21 protein-coding genes are annotated in these 17419 nt (G+C 63.5%); 10 read left to right on the top strand and 11 right to left on the bottom strand.

The annotated features are described in order from the left end of the window. Positions 1 to 83: 83 nt before the first annotated feature. Positions 84 to 524 (bottom strand): DUF6896 domain-containing protein, encoded by a 441-nt coding sequence (locus OVA06_RS13775; RefSeq protein ID WP_268159053.1) that lies wholly within the window; start codon positions 522 to 524, stop codon positions 84 to 86. An 83-nt stretch (positions 525 to 607) separates the two neighbouring features. On the opposite strand from OVA06_RS13775, the gene OVA06_RS13770 reads away from it, so the two are divergent. The 3 genes from OVA06_RS13770 to OVA06_RS13760 all read left to right on the top strand — a co-directional run bounded on the left by OVA06_RS13770 (position 608) and on the right by OVA06_RS13760 (position 2770). Then, complete coding sequence (locus OVA06_RS13770) at positions 608 to 1324, top strand: RNA polymerase sigma factor (protein WP_268159051.1); 717 nt, start codon at positions 608 to 610, stop codon at positions 1322 to 1324. After that, positions 1321 to 2121 carry a peptidase M56 family protein gene (locus tag OVA06_RS13765; protein WP_268159049.1) on the top strand — a complete coding sequence of 267 codons (801 nt, stop codon included), beginning with the start codon at positions 1321 to 1323 and terminating at the stop codon, positions 2119 to 2121. Before OVA06_RS13770 ends, OVA06_RS13765 begins: the two co-directional genes overlap by 4 nt. Before the next feature lie 106 nt (positions 2122 to 2227). Further along, positions 2228 to 2770: a hypothetical protein gene (locus OVA06_RS13760; protein ID WP_268159047.1), complete on the top strand. Its 543-nt coding sequence runs from the start codon at positions 2228 to 2230 to the stop codon at positions 2768 to 2770. A gap of 100 nt (positions 2771 to 2870) precedes the next feature. Here the strand turns inward: OVA06_RS13760 and OVA06_RS13755 are convergent, their stop codons facing one another. Next, the gene (locus tag OVA06_RS13755; protein WP_268159045.1) at positions 2871 to 3386 is read right to left on the bottom strand and encodes a DUF4265 domain-containing protein; all 516 of its coding nucleotides are present in this window, start codon (positions 3384 to 3386) and stop codon (positions 2871 to 2873) included. Positions 3387 to 3963: 577 nt separating this feature from the next. On the opposite strand from OVA06_RS13755, the gene OVA06_RS13750 reads away from it, so the two are divergent. The 3 genes from OVA06_RS13750 (at position 3964) to OVA06_RS13745 (ending at position 5802) form a co-directional block, all read left to right on the top strand. Next, entirely contained in the window at positions 3964 to 4590 is a 627-nt protein-coding gene (locus tag OVA06_RS13750; protein ID WP_268159043.1) for a hypothetical protein, read from the top strand. Positions 4591 to 4700: 110 nt separating this feature from the next. Continuing rightward, positions 4701 to 5108: an SHOCT domain-containing protein gene (locus OVA06_RS19790; protein WP_442793549.1), complete on the top strand. Its 408-nt coding sequence runs from the start codon at positions 4701 to 4703 to the stop codon at positions 5106 to 5108. A gap of 121 nt (positions 5109 to 5229) precedes the next feature. Then, the gene (locus OVA06_RS13745; protein WP_268159041.1) at positions 5230 to 5802 is read left to right on the top strand and encodes a suppressor of fused domain protein; all 573 of its coding nucleotides are present in this window, start codon (positions 5230 to 5232) and stop codon (positions 5800 to 5802) included. Positions 5803 to 5980: 178 nt separating this feature from the next. On the opposite strand, the gene OVA06_RS13740 is transcribed toward OVA06_RS13745, so the two are convergent. From OVA06_RS13740 to OVA06_RS13725, 4 genes are all read right to left on the bottom strand, one after another. Continuing rightward, positions 5981 to 6304, bottom strand: coding sequence for a hypothetical protein (locus OVA06_RS13740; protein WP_268159039.1), 324 nt, complete (start codon positions 6302 to 6304; stop codon positions 5981 to 5983). Further along, complete coding sequence (locus OVA06_RS13735; RefSeq protein WP_268159037.1) at positions 6294 to 6533, bottom strand: hypothetical protein; 240 nt, start codon at positions 6531 to 6533, stop codon at positions 6294 to 6296. Before OVA06_RS13735 ends, OVA06_RS13740 begins: the two co-directional genes overlap by 11 nt. Before the next feature lie 336 nt (positions 6534 to 6869). After that, on the bottom strand, positions 6870 to 7205 hold the full coding sequence (locus OVA06_RS13730; RefSeq protein WP_268159035.1) for a hypothetical protein: 336 nt from the start codon (positions 7203 to 7205) through the stop codon (positions 6870 to 6872). 120 nt (positions 7206 to 7325) lie between these two features. Next, positions 7326 to 7844 (bottom strand): hypothetical protein, encoded by a 519-nt coding sequence (locus OVA06_RS13725; protein WP_268159033.1) that lies wholly within the window; start codon positions 7842 to 7844, stop codon positions 7326 to 7328. Between the two features lie 268 nt (positions 7845 to 8112). Here OVA06_RS13725 and OVA06_RS13720 point away from each other — a divergent pair, with 268 nt between their 5' ends. After that, entirely contained in the window at positions 8113 to 8688 is a 576-nt protein-coding gene (locus OVA06_RS13720; protein ID WP_268159031.1) for a recombinase family protein, read from the top strand. 228 nt (positions 8689 to 8916) lie between these two features. On the opposite strand, the gene OVA06_RS13715 is transcribed toward OVA06_RS13720, so the two are convergent. Genes OVA06_RS13715 through OVA06_RS13705 form a run of 3 tightly spaced genes read right to left on the bottom strand, consistent with a single transcriptional unit; the run spans position 8917 to position 11619 of the window. Next, positions 8917 to 9933 (bottom strand): LacI family DNA-binding transcriptional regulator, encoded by a 1017-nt coding sequence (locus OVA06_RS13715; RefSeq protein WP_268159029.1) that lies wholly within the window; start codon positions 9931 to 9933, stop codon positions 8917 to 8919. A 32-nt stretch (positions 9934 to 9965) separates the two neighbouring features. Further along, positions 9966 to 10859, bottom strand: a complete 894-nt coding sequence (gene iolB / locus OVA06_RS13710; protein WP_268159027.1) for a 5-deoxy-glucuronate isomerase — start codon at positions 10857 to 10859, stop codon at positions 9966 to 9968. Positions 10860 to 10878: 19 nt separating this feature from the next. Then, positions 10879 to 11619: a GntR family transcriptional regulator gene (locus OVA06_RS13705; RefSeq protein WP_091718525.1), complete on the bottom strand. Its 741-nt coding sequence runs from the start codon at positions 11617 to 11619 to the stop codon at positions 10879 to 10881. Between the two features lie 281 nt (positions 11620 to 11900). On the opposite strand from OVA06_RS13705, the gene OVA06_RS13700 reads away from it, so the two are divergent. Both OVA06_RS13700 and OVA06_RS13695 read left to right on the top strand, forming a co-directional pair. After that, complete coding sequence (locus OVA06_RS13700) at positions 11901 to 13319, top strand: sugar porter family MFS transporter (RefSeq protein ID WP_268159024.1); 1419 nt, start codon at positions 11901 to 11903, stop codon at positions 13317 to 13319. A 161-nt stretch (positions 13320 to 13480) separates the two neighbouring features. Then, positions 13481 to 14614 (top strand): LOG family protein, encoded by a 1134-nt coding sequence (locus OVA06_RS13695; protein WP_268159022.1) that lies wholly within the window; start codon positions 13481 to 13483, stop codon positions 14612 to 14614. Positions 14615 to 14653: 39 nt separating this feature from the next. Here the strand turns inward: OVA06_RS13695 and OVA06_RS13690 are convergent, their stop codons facing one another. Then, entirely contained in the window at positions 14654 to 15595 is a 942-nt protein-coding gene (locus tag OVA06_RS13690) for a matrixin family metalloprotease (RefSeq protein ID WP_268159020.1), read from the bottom strand. A 28-nt stretch (positions 15596 to 15623) separates the two neighbouring features. Then, positions 15624 to 16799: a VIT1/CCC1 transporter family protein gene (locus tag OVA06_RS13685; protein WP_268159018.1), complete on the bottom strand. Its 1176-nt coding sequence runs from the start codon at positions 16797 to 16799 to the stop codon at positions 15624 to 15626. Between the two features lie 278 nt (positions 16800 to 17077). Between OVA06_RS13685 and OVA06_RS13680 the strand changes: the two genes are divergently transcribed. After that, positions 17078 to 17302 carry a hypothetical protein gene (locus OVA06_RS13680; protein ID WP_056083993.1) on the top strand — a complete coding sequence of 75 codons (225 nt, stop codon included), beginning with the start codon at positions 17078 to 17080 and terminating at the stop codon, positions 17300 to 17302. Positions 17303 to 17419: the final 117 nt, after the last annotated feature.

Here is a 17419-nt window from a genome sequence, read left to right as displayed (position 1 = left end):
AGTGCGAAAACTCCCCCCCATCGAGGATCCCCTGGTGGAACGCCAGCATGCCTGCGCGTCCCTACTGAACGGGTCCTAACGGCTCAGACAGCAGGTCCCCAGGTGAGGTCGTAACGTCGGTCTGGCCATGAGAACTGATCGGGGGCGATCTGCAGAATTGAAGGCGACTGCATCGCCGCGATCAGCAATGATTCTTTACTGACTGTCTCGTTGCCTATCGACAGGGCAAACATGAGGATCCGCCAGGAATTAAAAACGGCGCGTCCGTCATCATCCCAGTCCACGTCCAGGTCCTCGCCTGTGTCCAGTTCGAAGCGACAGCCGCGGCCGTGTAGGTGAAACGAAGCCCATTCCTCTAACCGCCCGGATCGTACTGGATCGCTGCCGTCGCGGGGCACCAGCCACAATCCGGTCCACACGGTCGGGTGCTCGGTTCCGCCGTATTGCATGAGAAGAGCATCTAGACACCGAGAGGTCAGCCGAAAGAACGACTCAACAATTTCGTGGGATGCAATGCTGCTCATTGAACCATCTTGCCAAAGCGCGGCGACCGGGCAGGCCCACCAAGGGCTCGAATCGCACAAACATTTCATGCAAGACGGCTGAGATGCGCGCAGCGTCCGGTGAAGGATCCTTCAGCGGGCGCTTTGGACGTGTTTCGGAAAGTCTTCCAGTTCAGGCGAAACCATTTGGGCTTTGCCGGACACTAAAAGGCATGGGGAATCAGGGAGACACCGAAGAGGGGTTGTGGCGCCAAAGCCTTCTGGGACAGGGTGATGCGTTTGGTGCCTTGTACGACCGACATCGGGACCGGGTCTTTCGCCACGCATACCGGCTCTGCGGGGATCACCACGATGCTGAAGACATCATGGCCGCCTCCTTCCTGGAACTCTGGAGGCGGCGGAAGCAGGTCAGGGTTGTGGAAGGATCGATCCTTCCGTGGCTGCTGGTCACGACTACGAACATGGCGCGCAACAGCGCCCGCACGGCCCGCCGCTACCAGCGTCTGCTGAACTCGCTTCCCCGTGGCCAGGACGCCGACAATTCGGCTGCCGATCCCTACCGCAGATACCAAGACCAGCTCGATCAGGACCTTGCGACAGCGCTCGGAACACTGAGCACCGAAGACCTGCACCTGGTGAGCCTGATTGTGTTCGAGGATCACACCATCGCAGCGGCCGCCGCCGCACTGGGCCTCACCCCTGCGGCAGCAAAGTCACGGATGCACAGGGCCCGCCATCGCCTGAGAACCGCTCTCGACGGTGACGTACGAACCAACCCGCCCACCGCTTCAACACCGGTTCTGGAAGGAGAACGGCCATGAACCAACTCCACGTCGACAAACTGTTCAATGATGCCCTCCGGGCAGAACTCGTCTCCCAAGTCGCTCAGGAATCACCGGTGGCAAAACGGAGGCGCACGAAGGTGTGGCTTGGCTCCGGGCTGCTGGCCGGGGCCGGACTGCTTGGCGTCGGAGCGGCAGCGGCAGGGCTTTTCGTCATCCCCGGAAGCGAAAAAGTGACACCCCTGGCCTCCCCCGTGACCACAACCTACGCCGGCACAGCAACCGTTGAGTTGGGCTCCCCACCCGAGGGTGCCACAGGGATTCAAATGGAACTCACGTGCCTGACGCCCGGCTGGTTTACATTTCCCGACGGTGCGTCCAGCAGCTGCTCCGCGCAGGACGCGGCCAGCGACAGACTGGGCTGGAGCGGCTACACCATTCCCCTCGCCCCGGGCCAGGACAGCGTCACCATCACGGCCGCCCCCGAGGCGCGCTGGCAGCTCACCGCGAAGTACGTGAAGCAGGAACGAACACCCCTGGGGGTCAATGCCAAGGGTGAAACCTACGGCGTCGAAAGCCAGGAGAACGGAACCCCCGACCTGATCGCTGTGATGGCCACCAACGGGCAAACCGGTTACGCCTACTCCAAGGACCTGAACGGCGGGCCCATGCCCACCAGCCCGGAAGATGCCGTCAAGAACTTCAGCACCCCCCGCCCGGACCGCGAAATCCCAGTCTTCCAAAGCGACGGAGAAACCCAGATAGGCGTCTTCATGGCCTCCGGCTCCGGCGGAGGTTCACCCTCCTACCCCACACCAAGCGCCCCGCCAGGATGAAACGTTCACTCGCTGCTATCTGCGGTTCTCGATCTGCTCCGATTGCTGCATCCGAAAGCGGCATGCCAGCCTTCTACCTGTCCGCGACAACCTTTGAGGAAGCACGATGAAAAGCATCCAGATTTGGCGATGCCTGGTTCCGACCCTGCTCCTTAGCGTGTTGCTGACGTCTTGCGGCAACGAGGGAACGGGCGGAGCTGGACCCACAGAAGTCACGGAACCCAAGACAACTGCCACGAGCACCATCCTTAGTTCTCCCAGCAGCCCCGTACAAAGCGGCGGCCCCCTTGCGTGCGTTGACTGGGTCCGGTTCGAAACACCCCAGAATCAATACGACAACGCTGCTTTGGTGCTCATCGGGAAGTCGGTAAGCCAAGCAGGCGAAACCAGCATCTACGGTCACAGGGCGACGACTCACCTTGTAGAAGTCGAACAGATACTCAAAGGCGATCCAGGAGAAGGGAACTTGCACATCACCTCCACGCCGCCGACCTGCACCGCAGGAGAGTCCTACCCCGACGGCGATCCGCTCGATACCGCTGAGAGAGTCATCATTTTTGCGTCCAAACAGGGCAGCGAGTGGTTCACGATCACCCCAGCACAAGGAGTCCTGCCTTTCCCGCAAGGCTCAAACCTTCCTTTCCCCTGAGACGTATGGCCCCTGTCATCTGGCTCGAAACGACGAGCTTAGGAACCGAGAGCATTGCTCGGTGAGGGATCCTCCACGGCGCGCTGGCTCTATCGGGTGTCTAGCCCAACTGTTGTGTTCGACCAGACTCATAATGAAGGACGCCGTTGCGTTCCAACGTGGACAGCCTGTCGGCGACTTCCTGTGCTTGAGGCTGACCGCAGGATATGGCGAAGAACCGCGGAGAGATGAGATCGAGGAGGCAGCCCTTCTCGGCAAGTTCCTCGGCCAGGGGGCGCCATGCGTTCGGGTCATCAGCAGTCAGTTGGACTCTGAAGGTGAAGTTGAGCGCGTCGCACTCCACGCCAGTGGCAACGAGCGCGTTCTCAGCGGATCGCATCACGCTTACGCGGTCGCCAAAGTTGACGTCGTAAAGATACGCGGGGACTCCCAGAACAGTCGCTGTGCCGTCCGTTTCCAGGCGACCCCGAAGTCCCTCCCACATCTGCTCCGTGTCAGGTTCAGGGGGCGCCGCAAACCATATGGTCTCTCGCGCTTCCTGAGCTTCCGGAAGGGGCTGGAGCGAAGCGTCGCGCCAGTGTGCCACGATGCTGGGGTGTTGCCGGTAATCAGTCACGAGCTGAGACTACCCAAGGAAAACAGGGATGAGACTGCTCCGCAGGGCATGTCTTCCCCGCAAGGACCGGTAAGTGATCGCTCATCGGACAGTATGTACTGGGAGCAGAGGGTGTGGAGTGTAACCGCACGGCTTGAGACACGTTTCTTCCGCAGTCTCACGCTCAACTTGGAGTCTCTCCCCACCAGGGCTCAGTGACCACGACGTTGTACCCAGCTCCCAGGGCAAGGCGAACCTGGCGCAGAAGATGTACCCCTTCTGCGACCCAGCCGACGTCGCCCGGGCCTTCGAGCGGAACCTTGTCCTCCTCGAATCGAGAGTTCCAAGAGATGAGCCGCTCGGCGAGCTCATACGGCAGCCCCAGAGATCGCAGATCAGCAGGTTTTCCTTGCTCCCACAGTGGACCCGGCCCATAGTCCGGCCAAAACTCTAGTTGCATCACTGTCTGATTATTACCCAACCGCGAATGTCGGCAGCGGCTCCCTAAACGCAACAACAAACCTGATTGACTGTCCCAGTGAGGGATCGGCATACGGGCGCTTCTTTGAACTGCGATCGGGCATGAAAGACTCCAGTTATGGTGACCGCTGTTCATTACTTCGCGACTCTTGAAGATCAGATGCTGTTGCTCGATTACTTGGGTGAGCCCGCTAAGGTGACCTTGCATCCATGGCCACTCATCAAAACGCCACTGACGGCATTGAGCCGGGAAGAAGCGCTTGAACAATCACGCGTGATGGTAATGAATCACCAGCTCGGCTCACCCGTTCCAGTCCGTCCCGGTGATGCAGCGATGCAAGGCGGCTCTGTCCACGCCGTATTCAACAGATTGAACTGGGAGAAGTTAGCTCCCGCAGAGAATGAAGCCCTGATGGATTCGAACGCTTCGCCCACCATCTTGTGGTCTCCTGCTCGTCTGCATGCAGAAGCGATCTTTCCCAGTTCGCTGGGCTCACAAGCAGATTCGATGGCGGAAGTTTCCAAGGACTATGAAAGATGGGTCAATCGCAGCATGTCGTGGATTCGGCGCAACGGAACTCGGGTCTGGGGGCTGGAAGGGCGCCAGGCGCGGCCAGACTTGGACATCGAGCTCAGCTTCATCAGCACCGTCTTTGCACTCCCAGACGCCTTGCAGGCGATGGAATCCGGCACACCCGGCCGCGACCCTAAAGCAAAGAGAACTGAAGCAGCAACCGGAAACTGATCCAAGAAAGCTGGGACCTCGTCCGGTAGAGGATCCTTCACCGCACGGCTGTGGGACTCCCAGGAAAACTGGGATGTTCAATAATCTAGGTTGGGGCTACGCTTCAGCACATGAACGAGCACGCGGTTCCCAATCCTGCCGGCGGGTACTTGTTTGAGTTCAAGGGAAAACGCCCCCTTCGTGAGACGGCCCGCTGGGTATCTGGTGTCGCTTTGGTTTGCGCGGGAGTAGCAATCGCGATCATAGGGAACGTCATCCATTCCTACTTATCCATGCCGCTTGGGATTGCAGTAGCAGTTCTCGGTGCCATCATGCTCGTCTTGCACGCAATGACAAAGAGTCGAACGAGGGCTGTGGCTGCTGCTTCCGGCCTCTCTGGCAAGCGCCATGTGAAGAATGGAAACACCGGACGGGATTCGGTTGCAGCGGAACTTGCCCTTCTAGCAGACCTCTATTCGAGGGGCGCCCTTAGCGCAGAAGAATTTTCGGCAGCCAAACGTCGCGTACTCGATAGCTAAGTGTCCAGGCTAAAAAGCCGTCCACTCGAGGATCCCTCACCGGGCGGGAACACAGTTGGCGTCCAGCGATACACAAGACCGGCGAAGGATCGAGCACTAAGCCCGTCGGTAGGGTGGTTTCATGACACACCTTGTCGAGCACCTTGAGCGCTACTTGGGCACCATCACCGAGGGATGGTCCAAGGAGGCCGAAGGCAACCCAATGCACGCGCAGGTGGTCAGGTTCGCTAACGGCCCCCTCGAAGGAGTGACCGCGTACTCGACCTTGGGACTGAGCCGACATGCACTGATGTTGCCGGGCAGAGCGCCCGTTCGGATGGAGTTCCTGATGATGGTCCGAAGCGGCCACTTTGAGCGCTACGTTCCGTCAATCATGCAGCAACTCGTGCATGAAGTGGTCCATCAGGGGACGGCTCCCCTGCGAGGTGAAGTCATTGGTCCCAGGGGGCCGCTGGATCCAGACACCGGCCTGGAGGCCTTCTACTTCAGTATTCCGGTCTATCAGCCAGAAGGGTTCGCGACCTGCGAGGACCACAATGGGCCCATCGTTATCTCGTGGCTTGTGCCGCTCTTTCCCGCTGAAGCCGCTCTCGTCAGCACGCATGGCTGGTCAGTCCTAGAGGACCTGCTAGCCCAATTCGATCCGGATCTTACCGACTGGCGTCGACCTGCGCTTCCCGAGCACACGGTGTGAGGTCGAGCATCGGGCCAGTTACAGGGATCACTTGGCCGTGCCCAGGCGGCAATTGCGCGCCCGTTGAGGGATCCTTCACGATGCACCTTCCTACTGCCTCGTTGTGTAATGTTTTCCGGGCTTCGATGAAGTCCGCGATCAAGTTTTGCCCACCCGACGCTCCTCGCAGCAGAAGCCTTTAGATCCACCGGCCCTCTGCCAGATCAGACCAGAACTCGATGCGATGTGTGGATGATTTTCGGTCAGGATTGTTGAAGAACTCGCTTTGGAAGTAGGAGGCGAGATCGCTGCCGTAGTAGATCACATCAGTTTGATACACGGAAAAAACCGGGCTGCCGGCGGGTGCAGGAGCTGCGGGCATGAAACGGTGCGAATAGATCGGGATGAGGACAGGCACGGTGCGCAATCGCTCTCGTGCCGCTGGGAGGACTTCCTCAACTTGGGTGGGCCGCTCGCCCCATTCCTCAGGCCAGAAACCATTCTCCCCAACATCAAACAACACGCCATCGCGCGGCCAGTCGAGCCTCTTCTGAATTCCGACGGGGTCGCAGCCAATCAACCCAGCCAGGGCCTATCGGCATCGCCAGACTCAAGAACCGCGCATGATCAGGACTGAACCCGAACGAGAACTGCTCTTCAACATCCTCGAGCTGCCGTGGCGATAAGCCCGGAGCCAAAGGAACCTTGGCCGCATAAAGCACCTTCAGGGCTTCTTCAACAAGAGAACTCACGCAATAAATCTAACCGTAGGGTGACTCGTTCCAGTTCAACACCCCACGCTGCCAGTCCGGGTCCTAGTGCTGTCATGAATCTAGAAATTACTGCCAAGGACTTCCCGAATATCCACGGCAGTCAGGCGCCCGTAGGCCGATCCTTCAGCGGGTGTGACTAGTTCGCTTCCCGGTCGCGAAAGGATCCTGCCTCGAGCTGGTGCCTGAAAATCGAAAGTGCATGGCTTTGGCGCTTGCTGCTGCACCAAGCACCGATTGCCATTTTGACTGCCCGTAATCCAGTCGATCATCTCGCACCGCGGAAGCCCGCCGCGACGTTCTTCGTTTTTCAGCCGTCTAAGGTTCGAGTAAGACAAGCTCGACCAGGTCCGGTCCTTCGCCCCAGTTCCTAAGTATTTTCCGGGCACTGTCGTACTGCTCTGAAAGGGGAGCTCGCTGTTCTATGAGGGGAGAGAGATCAACGATGAAGTCCAGCATCGGATATAAGCCGTCAGGATCGGATCTAAAACCATCCAGGCCAGCAAGCCTCAACCCGAGCTGCTGGGCCCTGTCCAGAGCATCAAAAACTATCTCGATACCGATTAGAACAGCTGACTCTTCGACGCTCACATGATCTGGAAACTCGGATGCCAGGGCTGAGATGAAGTCGTCTTCTATCAATCGTTTCTCCAATTCTCTTTGACTTTGGACGAGTGCGAAAACTCCCGCCCCACAGGGGATCCTTCAGCGTGCTGCGTGCCATCGTCGAATCCAAGTTCGGCTCAGGGAGCGATGACATCTGGGTGGTGTAATTCAGTCATCGGAAGCGACTATGACGTGAAGCGTGCGGAGAGTCCGATCAATCACGATGTACTCGTAGAAACCCAGGCTGCCGGTGACGAAGCCGTAGTCATGTTCGGCTTCCGGTGGGGGATTCCGTAGTTTCAGTACAGTGCCTGATCCCAAGACTGAATAGATGGTTTCCAGCCGTTGAATGGCATCGGCGGGTTGGGAGTATCCCGGGTCCGTCCAGTCTTGGTCCTTTGCCCAGGCGTCGATCTCGGCTTTCGCCGCTTCGGCCGTCGATGCCTGGAACAGACCTGGGTGGATGGCATCAATCCTCCACCGCCCGTGAATTCCCCATGGGCGGACTTCCGCCGCCGAGGGAAATGGAGAAGCATAGTCGTGCTGGTAGCCGGGGCTCTCGATTAAGCGCTCCAGAATGGCTTGGTCGTCCTGGGCCGGGTCAATGAGGAAATGCGTCAACTGGACCCACATAGAGGTACCGGAATCGAGATGGACTGTGTCATCTCCGACAAAGGGCAATGTCATGGCTCAAATGTATTTAGGTTCACTCACTGGGCCAACGTCGGCGCGCGCGCAAGTAACGATGTCCTACTCAGCAGACGTGGCCACGTTGCCGCCGATCCGCGGGGCGGAAGCTGTGAGAACGAACTGCGCTACCCGCCCGTTAGCCGGTCGATCATCGTGCTCAGAAGCCCGCTGCCACGTTCCGCGCGGATGCTGACCCCTGACATGTACGTAGGACCCGCACGATGAAGTGCGCGGTGATGGGGGGATTACTGCAACCATAGTCGTCATGACTGGAATTAAGATCGGTTACGCCCGGGTCTCGACGAACGACCAAGACCTGACGGCCCAACGAAACGCCCTCCTTGCCCTTGGTGTTGATGAGAAGCAGATCTTTGTCGATCACGGCCTAACGGGAGCAAACCGTGTGCGGCCGGGGCTTCGCGAAGCAATGGCTGCGTGCCGGGCCGGCGATACCCTCGTGGTCACAAAGCTCGACCGGCTGGCGCGCTCCCTTTCGGATGCGCGAGATATAGCCGACGAGCTGACAGCCAAGGGAGTAGCCCTCAGTCTGGGCGGCAGCACCCATGATCCGACTGACCCGGTAGGCCGGCTGCTGTTCAACGTCCTGGGAATGGTGGCCGAGTTTGAGGCGGATCTGATCCGGATGCGCACCCGCGAGGGCATGGCCGTTGCAAAGGCCAAGGGGCGGCTGAAAGGCAAGCAGCCGAAATTGTCCAAGACGCAGCGGAAGCACCTTTTGACACTGCACGATGCCGGAGAGCACACACAGGCCGAGCTGGCCGAGTTGTTCAGCGTGTCACGGACGACGGTATACCGCGAGCTTAAAAGGCGCACCATCTGAAGTTTGAGCGGCGCCCCTGTTTAGGGTCCATTTCCCTCATCGCCGAGCATGCGCTGCGCCCCACCTGTGCCGTGGCGAAAGCTTACTTCGGCGACGGATAGCCATCACCGCAATAACGGGGTATCAGAGTCACGACGGCGAGGAGACTCGACCACTCCTTGCCGTAGCAGATGCTCCTGCTCCCCTCCGACGCTTCACAGACATAGAAGCGTCGGGGGAGCCAGGGGATCAGGCTGTCGGGTCCGAGGAGCGGCGGACCATCAGGGCCGGTTCCAGCTTGCGGGTCGCTGCCGGCCCGGCGGTCCCGGCGATCCGGTCCAGCATGGCCCTCGCAGCCACCTGGCCCAGCTCCCTGGCGTGCTGGTCAATGGACGTCAGGCCAATCAACGGGGAAGCCGCGAACTCAATGTTGTCGCAGCCAACAATGGCCACGTCGCCAGGGATGGACAGTCCCCGGGCGGTGAGGGCCTCCATGACGCCGATGGCCGTGAGGTCATTGTGCGCGAAGATCGCCGTGGGGAGCTGCCCGTCCGAGTCGAGGAACTGCTCCATCACCGCGCGTCCGCCGCGTTCGGTCATGTCGCTGTGCACCAGTTGGGGCGCGAGGCCGTGCTCCTTCATGGCGTGCAGGTAGCCCTCGCGGCGGGCGGTGTAGGGGAGCCAGTCGGAGATGTCCACATGCGCAATCCGCCGGTGCCCCAGGCCGTAGAGGTGCTCCACGGCGAGTACGCCGGAACGGAAGTCGTCCGTCAAAACTGAATCGACGCCGTCGGCCTCCAACTCACGGGTGATCACCACCGCGGGGGTCCCGCGCAGGGCGGCCGCAAGGTCCTCGGAGGTGCCGGTGTAGCCGGCCAGGATCACCCCGTCCACGCGCAAGTCCACGAAGGAGCCCACCGCTTCTATCTCGGTGCGGGGATCCGCGGAGCCGACGGCGACCATCACCTGGTTGCCGCTGCCCGCCAACCCTGCACTGAGGCCGTCATAGATGTCGGCGAAGACCGGGTTGTGCAGGTCGAGGAAGAGGACTCCTACGGCGTTGGTCCGGTGGCTCGCCAACCGGCTCGCCAGCCGGTTAGGGGAGTAGCCCAGGGCGGCGGCGCTTTCCAGCACCGCCGTCCGCTTGGCGGGGGAGACCTTGGGGGACTCGCGCATCACCAGGGACACCAGCGCGCGGCTGACTCCGGCCTCGCGTGCCACGTCCTCCATGGTCACTGACCGTGGCGAAGGGGAAGTCTGTTTCACAAGACTCCACTATGCCAGCAGGCGGCCCGGCCTTAGGCTCCGAAGGGCAGCCGCGGGTCGATGTTCTGGGTGTCCCAAGTTTGGCGTACCCAGCCGTGGTGCGGGTCGTCGCTGATCAGCCATTCCCGGACGGGACCCGGGCCCGCCATGACGTTGAGGTAGTACAGGTCGTAGCCGGGCGCTGCCATGGAGGGGCCGTGCCAGCCGTAGGGCACCAGGACGACATCGCCGGTGCGGACCTCGGCGGAGACGTCGATGGGGCGTTCATCCGAGGCATAGACGCGCTGGTAGCCGATGGCGTCAGCGTCGGACGGCGCTCCGGATCCGTCGGCCACCTGCGTCTCGAAGTAGTAGATCTCTTCGAGGTGGGTCTCGCCGTCCTTTTCTTCGTCGTGCTTGTGGGGCGGGTAGGAGGACCAGTTTCCGGCGGGAGTAAGGACCTCGCAGACGATGAACCGGTCCGCTTCCAGCGCGGCGGGTGTGCCGAAGTTGTGGACCTGGCGTGAGCAGTTGCCCGCCCCGCGAAGTTCCACGGGGGTGTCCGCAGCCGGTACCAGCCGGGTGGGGTACGAGGCCTTGGCGGGTGCCGTCGCGATGGCGACCCGGCCGCCGTCGGCCGAGCTGACAGTGACGGCGCGCCCAGTCCCGGTATAGAGAACGTCGCTGGGGCCGGCGAACACGGACGCGCGGCCGGCGAGAGGGTAGTCCGTGCCGTCCACAGTGGCGGTGAAGGACCCGTTGAGGGGCACCACAATGCGTTCTTCGTCCGCGGCGGGAAGTTCGACGGCGGCGCCCGCGGCCAGGGTGGCCACCTTCAGGCCGGTGTGTGCCCACCCATCAACAGTGAGGGAGGAATCGGACGTCCCGAGAGAGACATCCCAGATGCCGTCGGCGGCGGTGCCCAGGGGGTAGACCCAGTTGGTCATGGTGTGTGTTCCTTGCGGTTTAGCGTTGTACGAGTGTCATTTCAAAGCTGTAGGAATCGGCGCGGTAGACGTGGTGTCCGGTTTCGATGTGCCGGCCGGTGTCGTCCACCGCGGTGCGCTCCATGGTGACCAGGGCCGAACCTTCGGCGGCGTCCAGCATGGAGGCCTGGTACTCGTTGGCCGTCACGGCCCCGATCCGCTGCGTGGCCAGCCGGAAGTTGACGCCGCCGCGGCGGAGGATCGAGTAGAGGCCTTCGGCTGACAGCATCGCTTCGTCCATGGAAGCGATGTCGTCGCGCACCCAGTTCTCCATCAGTGCCAGCGGCTTCCCGCCCACTTTCCGCAACCGGGTGAAGTGGTACACCTTGGATCCGGCAGGCAGTTGGAGGATGGCCAGGGTGGCGTCGTCGGCCTCAATGTGGGAGAAGCTGAGCACCTCGGTGGTGGGCTTCTTGCCGTTGTTGGTGAGGTCGTCGTAGAGGCTGGAGAGTTCCAGGGGGCGGCGGACCTGGCTGGAAACCACCTGGGTTCCCACGCCGCGCTTGCGCACCAGCAACCCGGAGCGCACCAGTTCGTCCATGGCCTTGCGCATGGTGGGCCGGGAGAGGTTCAGCTGCGCCGCGAGGTCGATCTCATTGTCCAATCGGCTGCCCGGTTCCAGGACTCCGCTGTGGATGGCCGCCTCGATGCCCTGGACTACTTGGTGGTAGAGCGGCACGGGGGAGCTGCGGTCGATGCTGAGGCCCAGGTTGTTCGCCACGGTGTATTCCTGTTCTCGGTCGCAGCGTCCGGTTCCGCCCGGATGGGGCGCAGCCGCTTTGCCGCCATATGTTCTCTTGATAGGACATACTTTCTGGTTCGATCGTAGCAGGCGGGGTTCTTGGGTCAAGGCTGACTGCGCGCCGGTTGGGCAGCATGGCGTCAAATCGACTTGTTCTGACATTAAGACTTTCTCTTGACGCCGCGAATTAGAGCGCTCTAATCTAGTGGGACGCATCACATTCCGGACCGTTCGGTCCCTAAAGAATCTGAGAGGCAACAATGCTGTTGCAGAAACCTTCCCCTAGTGCCCCCGGGTCCACGCGACGGGGCTACCTGGCCCGCCTGACCGTCATCTCCACCCTCGGCGGCCTGCTGTTCGGCTACGACACCGGCGTGATTTCCGGCGCCCTGCTGTACATGAATGACTCCCTGAACATGACCGCCGTCGAAGAAGCCACCGTTGTCAGCGCCCTGCTCTTCCCCGGCGCCGCCGTCGGAGCCCTGGCCGGTGGGCGGATGGCGGACAAACTGGGCCGCCGCGGATCGCTGCTGGTCTGCGCGCTGCTGTTCCTGCTGGGCGCGATCGGCTGTGCCATCGCACCCAACGTCACCTTCATGGTCGCTGCCCGCATCATCCTGGGCCTGGGCGTCGGCGCAGCTGCCGTCACCTGTCCGCTGTACCTCGCCGAAATGGCCCCGGCCCACCTTCGCGGGCGGATGGTCACCATCAACGAACTCATGATCGTGACCGGCCAGATGCTGGCCTTCGCCATCAACGCCCTGCTGGACGCCCTGATCCACGACACCGAAGTGTGGCGCACCATGCTGGGCATCGCCTCCCTCCCGGCGCTGGCGCTCCTTGCCGGGATGCTCATGCTCCCCGAATCACCCCGCTGGTACGCCATCCGCGGGCGGCTCGAAGACAGCCGCCGCGTCCTGGCCATGAGCCGCACGCCGGAACAGGCCGCGGTCGAATTCGAGGAAATCGCCCGGACCGCCCGCACCGCCAAGGAAGAACGCGGCCACGCCTGGCGCGACCTTAAGAACAACCCCTGGATGCGCCGGCTGCTGTGGATCGGCATCGGCCTGGCCATCGTCCAGCAGGCAACCGGCATCAACACCGTCAACTACTACGCACCCACCATCCTCGAAAAGAGCGGGCTTGGGGTCAGCGCCTCACTCGTAGCCACCATCGGCGTCGGCGTCACCTCGGTGCTGATGACCATCCTGGGCATCTGGCTGCTGGGCTTCGTGGGCCGCCGCAAAATGCTGGTGATCGGCTTCTCCGGCGTGGTGGGCTCGCAGGCGCTGCTGGCCATCGTCTTCCTCCTGCCCCAGTCCGACCTTGCCAGCTACACCATCCTGGCCGCCATGATGCTGTTTGTGGCTTTCGTCCAGTGCTTCATCGGCACCTGCGTCTGGCTCCTGCTCTCGGAGATGTTCCCGCTGGCCATCCGCGGCTTTGCCATGGGAATCGCGGTCTTCGCCCTGTGGACCGTCAACGCCGCCATCTCCTTCCTGTTCCCCATCGTGGTCAACGCCCTCGGCTCCACCGGAACCTTCGGACTTTTCGTCCTGGTCAACGTCGCGTCGCTGGCCTTCGTGGCGAAATTCGTCCCGGAAACGAAAGGCCACTCGCTCGAGGACCTTGAAGCACACTTCCGTGACGGTGCGGTGCCTGCAAAGGTTTCCGCCTAGCCCTCCGGCGGAGACCGCCGCACCCTGATATCCGACTGCCAAGCATCGCGGGGTCGGGACCAGCCCTTCCGGTACCAGCCGGGCGGGCAGGGCCCGGCCCCGCGTTTGCGTTGGCTGGCCTAGGCTGAACCCATGACCAGCGGCGGACGACGACGGCAGCCATGAGCCATACCGGAAAGCTGGGGCCAACGCCCCGCAGCCTCGAAGTCGAGGACCTGGAGAGCTTCGACCGGCTGGTCGCCGCGGGGGCGGTCCGGGCCCACGGATGGCATGCGCAGTCCCTGGACCTGCGGGGCAGGTCGGCGGCGCTCAACGGCCTGGACGTGGAAGGCGCCCTGTTCCTGGGCTGCACGTTCGACGACGGGATGGAAAGCAGGCTCCGCGCCAGGGGAGCCCTGATTTTCCCGCGGCTGCAGGGTGTCCCCTTCGATCCCTACCGCTCCGCCCTGTACTCGCCCGCCGAACTCTACGAAGGGCTGGCCGGGGCCCCCTACGAGGAACTGCCGGATGCGCGGATCTACCACTGGAGCATCCAGCCCGGCCGGGAACACCGCGTGGAATCAACGCTGGCATCTTCCCTGCACGACCACGCGATCGGCGATGCGCTGGACGAGGTGCTCCGGGCCGGCCCGTGGTCCGGGAAACGCATGGTGGGCGTCATGGGAGGGCACGCCGCGAAACGGGGGAGCGCTGACTACGCGGAGGCCGCGCGGCTGGGGCGGCTGTTGGTCAGCGGCGGACATGCGCTGGCCACGGGCGGCGGGCCGGGTGCCATGGAAGCCGCCAACCTGGGCGCCTATCTGGGCGGGTACGACGACGGCGGCCTGCAGGCCGCGCTCAGCCTCCTGGCTGCCGTCCCCGGCTTCCGCCCTTCCGTGTCCGCGTGGGCACGCGCCGCGGCAGCCGTCGTCGACCGCTACCCTGGCGGGACACCCTCGCTGGGCATACCCACCTGGTTCTACGGGCACGAGCCGCCCAACTACTTCGCCACCCACATCGCCAAGTACTTCGCCAACTCCATCCGCGAGGCCGTCCTGCTGGACGTCTGCCGGGGCGGCATTATCTTCCTCCCCGGCGCCGCGGGGACCGTCCAGGAAATCTTCCAGGACGCCTGCGAGAACTATTACGGCGCACGGGAAAAGGTAACGCCCATGGTCCTGGTGGGCACGCAGTACTGGACCCGCGACTACCCCGCCTGGCCCCTGCTCCGGCAGCTCGCGGCGGGCCGCGCCATGGAGGACCGGATCTTCCTGGTGGACACCGTAGACCAGGCCGTGGCGGTGCTGCAGGACTGACAGGGGAACCGCCCCTGGCGGGTCACGGCACGTGCAGGCCTAGAGGTCTTTCCGGCACTGCGCCTTGCTCAGCTCATACAGGCCGTTGCGGTCCCCGTCTGCGAGGCTCCCGGAGGCGCCAACCGAACCGCCGATTTCCGGATACATCAGCTGGGCGGGGTCCGCCACATGGTCCAGTCCCATCACGTGGCCCAGCTCGTGCAGGATGACCGCCGCGGCGTACAACCTCCCGTCCGGCTGGCGCAGCTCATCGGTAATCTGCGGGGCATCCAAATCCAGGCTGCCGGTGACAAACGTCTTGGGACCGCCGTCGAAACTGAAGTGCGTGCTGCCGCCCGTGCCGATCACCTTGCCAGCAAGTTCCGGGGAGGTGTCCGGCGTGGTCCAGGCGATCAGCAGCGGCGCCCAGCGCTCGCCATAGGCTGACGGCTGGTACGCGGCGCGCTGCGACGAGGGCTGTTCGCCGGTGGTGCCGTCATAGACGAAGGTGATGCCGGTGGCGGCCGAAATGATCCTGATGGCATCCGGGACGAGCCGTTCCGAACCGGCAGGGGCCAGCTTGTCATTGACCACGTAGTGGAGGGGGCGACAGGGCGAGTAGCCCACCGGGGTGCCGTCACCGTTGACCGCCAGGAAGCGGTAGGAGTCGCTGCCCGCTGCCGGAACCTCCGGCTCGGCCAGCGGAACCGGCTCCTCCTCGTAGCCCGGAGGGGGCGCGTCCGTGCTGGCCGCGGATGGTTCGCCGGCGAGGCCGGGGAGGGGTTCCGCCCGGCCTGCGTCGGGTTGTTCCTGCGAGTGCCCGGGGACCTGACTTGGCCCCTGACCTTGGGCCAGCAGTTGGCTGATCCGCGGATCGCCCAGGGCCAGGGCGCCGCCCAGCACGGCAGCCGTGCAGAGAGCGACGACGAGCACGGCCCGGTAGCCCGGACCGTGCTTCCGTGCGGGGCGGCTGACGGCGTGCCGGGGCGGGAATTCCTCCACTAAAGGGCTTTCACGGCAGGGGCCGCAGCTAGCCGACGACGGTGCCGAAGACGAGCCCCAGCAGGTAGGTGACGGCGGCAGCGCCCAGGCCGATGCCCAGCTGGCGCAGGCCTCGGGTGAGGGGGGACGTGCCGGACAACAGGCCGACGATGCCGCCGGTTGCCAGCAGCGCCACGCCTACCAGGACGCCGGCTACCACCAGGGCGGAAACCCCGGTCAGGCCGAACAGGAAAGGCAGGATAGGGATGATGGCGCCGGACGCGAAGAAGCAGAAGCTGGACAACGCGGCTCCCCAGGCGGTGCCCACGGCCTCGTGCTGGTCTTCCTCCTCCGGCAGTTCGGGCTGGAGGGACAGGCTGGGATCGCAGTCGCAGGAGAGGATGCCCATGCGTTCGGCCACCCGGTGTTCGGCTGCTTCGTGGGACATGCCCCGGGCCAGGTACACCAGCAGGAGCTCGTTGTGTTCCAGGTCCAGCTTGGGAGCGGCAGCCAGTGTGACCTGCGTGGGGCGGGTGGCGGCCAGGAGTTCCCGCTGGGACCTGACGGAGATGAACTCACCGGCACCCATGGACATGGCGCCGGCCAGGAGGCCAGCGATGCCGCTGAGCAGCACCACGCTGCTGGCAACGCCGGAGGCCGCCATGCCCATCACGAGCGACAGGTTGCTGACCAGGCCGTCATTGGCGCCGAAGACCGCGGCACGGAAGGTTCCAGCCAGCCGGTTGCGGCCCCGCGTGGCCAGCCCACGGACAACTTCCTCATGGATCTGTTCGTCCGCGGCCATGGCCTCGGTGGCGTTGGGGTCCTTGGCGTAGGGCGAGCGCCCTTCGGCGCGCTGGGCCAGCGCGAGCACGAAGACCGACCCGAAGTGGCGGGCCAGGAATCCGAGCATCCGGCTGCGGGCCGAGGCCGGGCGCGGTTTCCCGGCCTGATCGCCGAGCAGTCCCAGCCAGTGGGCTTCGTGGCGGCCCTCGGCTTCGGCGAGGGCCAGGAGGATCTCGCGTTCCTCGCCCTCACGATTCTGGGCCAGATCGCGGTAGACGGCGGCCTCGGCCCGTTCATCGGCCAGGTACTGGCGCCACCGCTTGAGGTCCGCGGACGACGGTGCAGGATGGTGGCCCGCTGCGCCGGTACGCGGGGCGAACTCCGGGCTGGAATGGTGCGGGGTGGAATGGTTTGGCGTGGACTGGGCGTGCTGCGACACGAAGACTCCTGGGCTGGTGGGACATGATATTCGGCCCCGTTGCAGAGCCAGCCTACTGCGAATTTCCGCGGTTTTTCGGCTGGCATTCCTCGCTTCCGGGTTTCGGTATGCCTTAATCCGGCGGCGCTCCCGGCGTTCCCCGGGAGGCTCTCCGCGCACTGTCCACAGCCGGCCGTTGGACTCTTGACCCGGCCCAGCCGCGGTGTTGTGATGAAAGTGCGGCGCGGCCAGGCCGCCACTCACAAGAGCACGTCAGGCGAACACACGGAGGTTGAATCATGGGCACCACCGGACAGCACCCGGACATGCCGCACCTGGACGCCGTGGAGGCGGACCCCGCATATGACTATGCCGAAGACACACCGGTCACCAGCGAGGACTGGGACACCGAGGACGAATTCCTGGACCAGGAGGAGCCGGTGGTCCATGCAGCCCCGGTGGTGGTCGACGCCGAGGACCGTGTGGTCCCGCTCGATCCGGACGAGGTCCGTGAAGACGGGTAAGCCGCGCCAAGGGGCGTAGGACGGACGACGGCGGCGCCTCCTCCCGCTGTTCGCGAAAGGAGGCGCCGCCGTCGTGCGTTGCCCGGATCTGTTGCGTGCCGGAAACCCTTCGGTTTC

The organism is Pseudarthrobacter sp. SL88 (genome assembly GCF_026672455.1).
Taxonomy (GTDB): Bacteria; Actinomycetota; Actinomycetes; order Actinomycetales; family Micrococcaceae; genus Arthrobacter.
The sequence above is the reverse complement of the archived record's forward strand: the minus strand, read 5'-3'. Positions and strand labels throughout refer to the sequence as shown.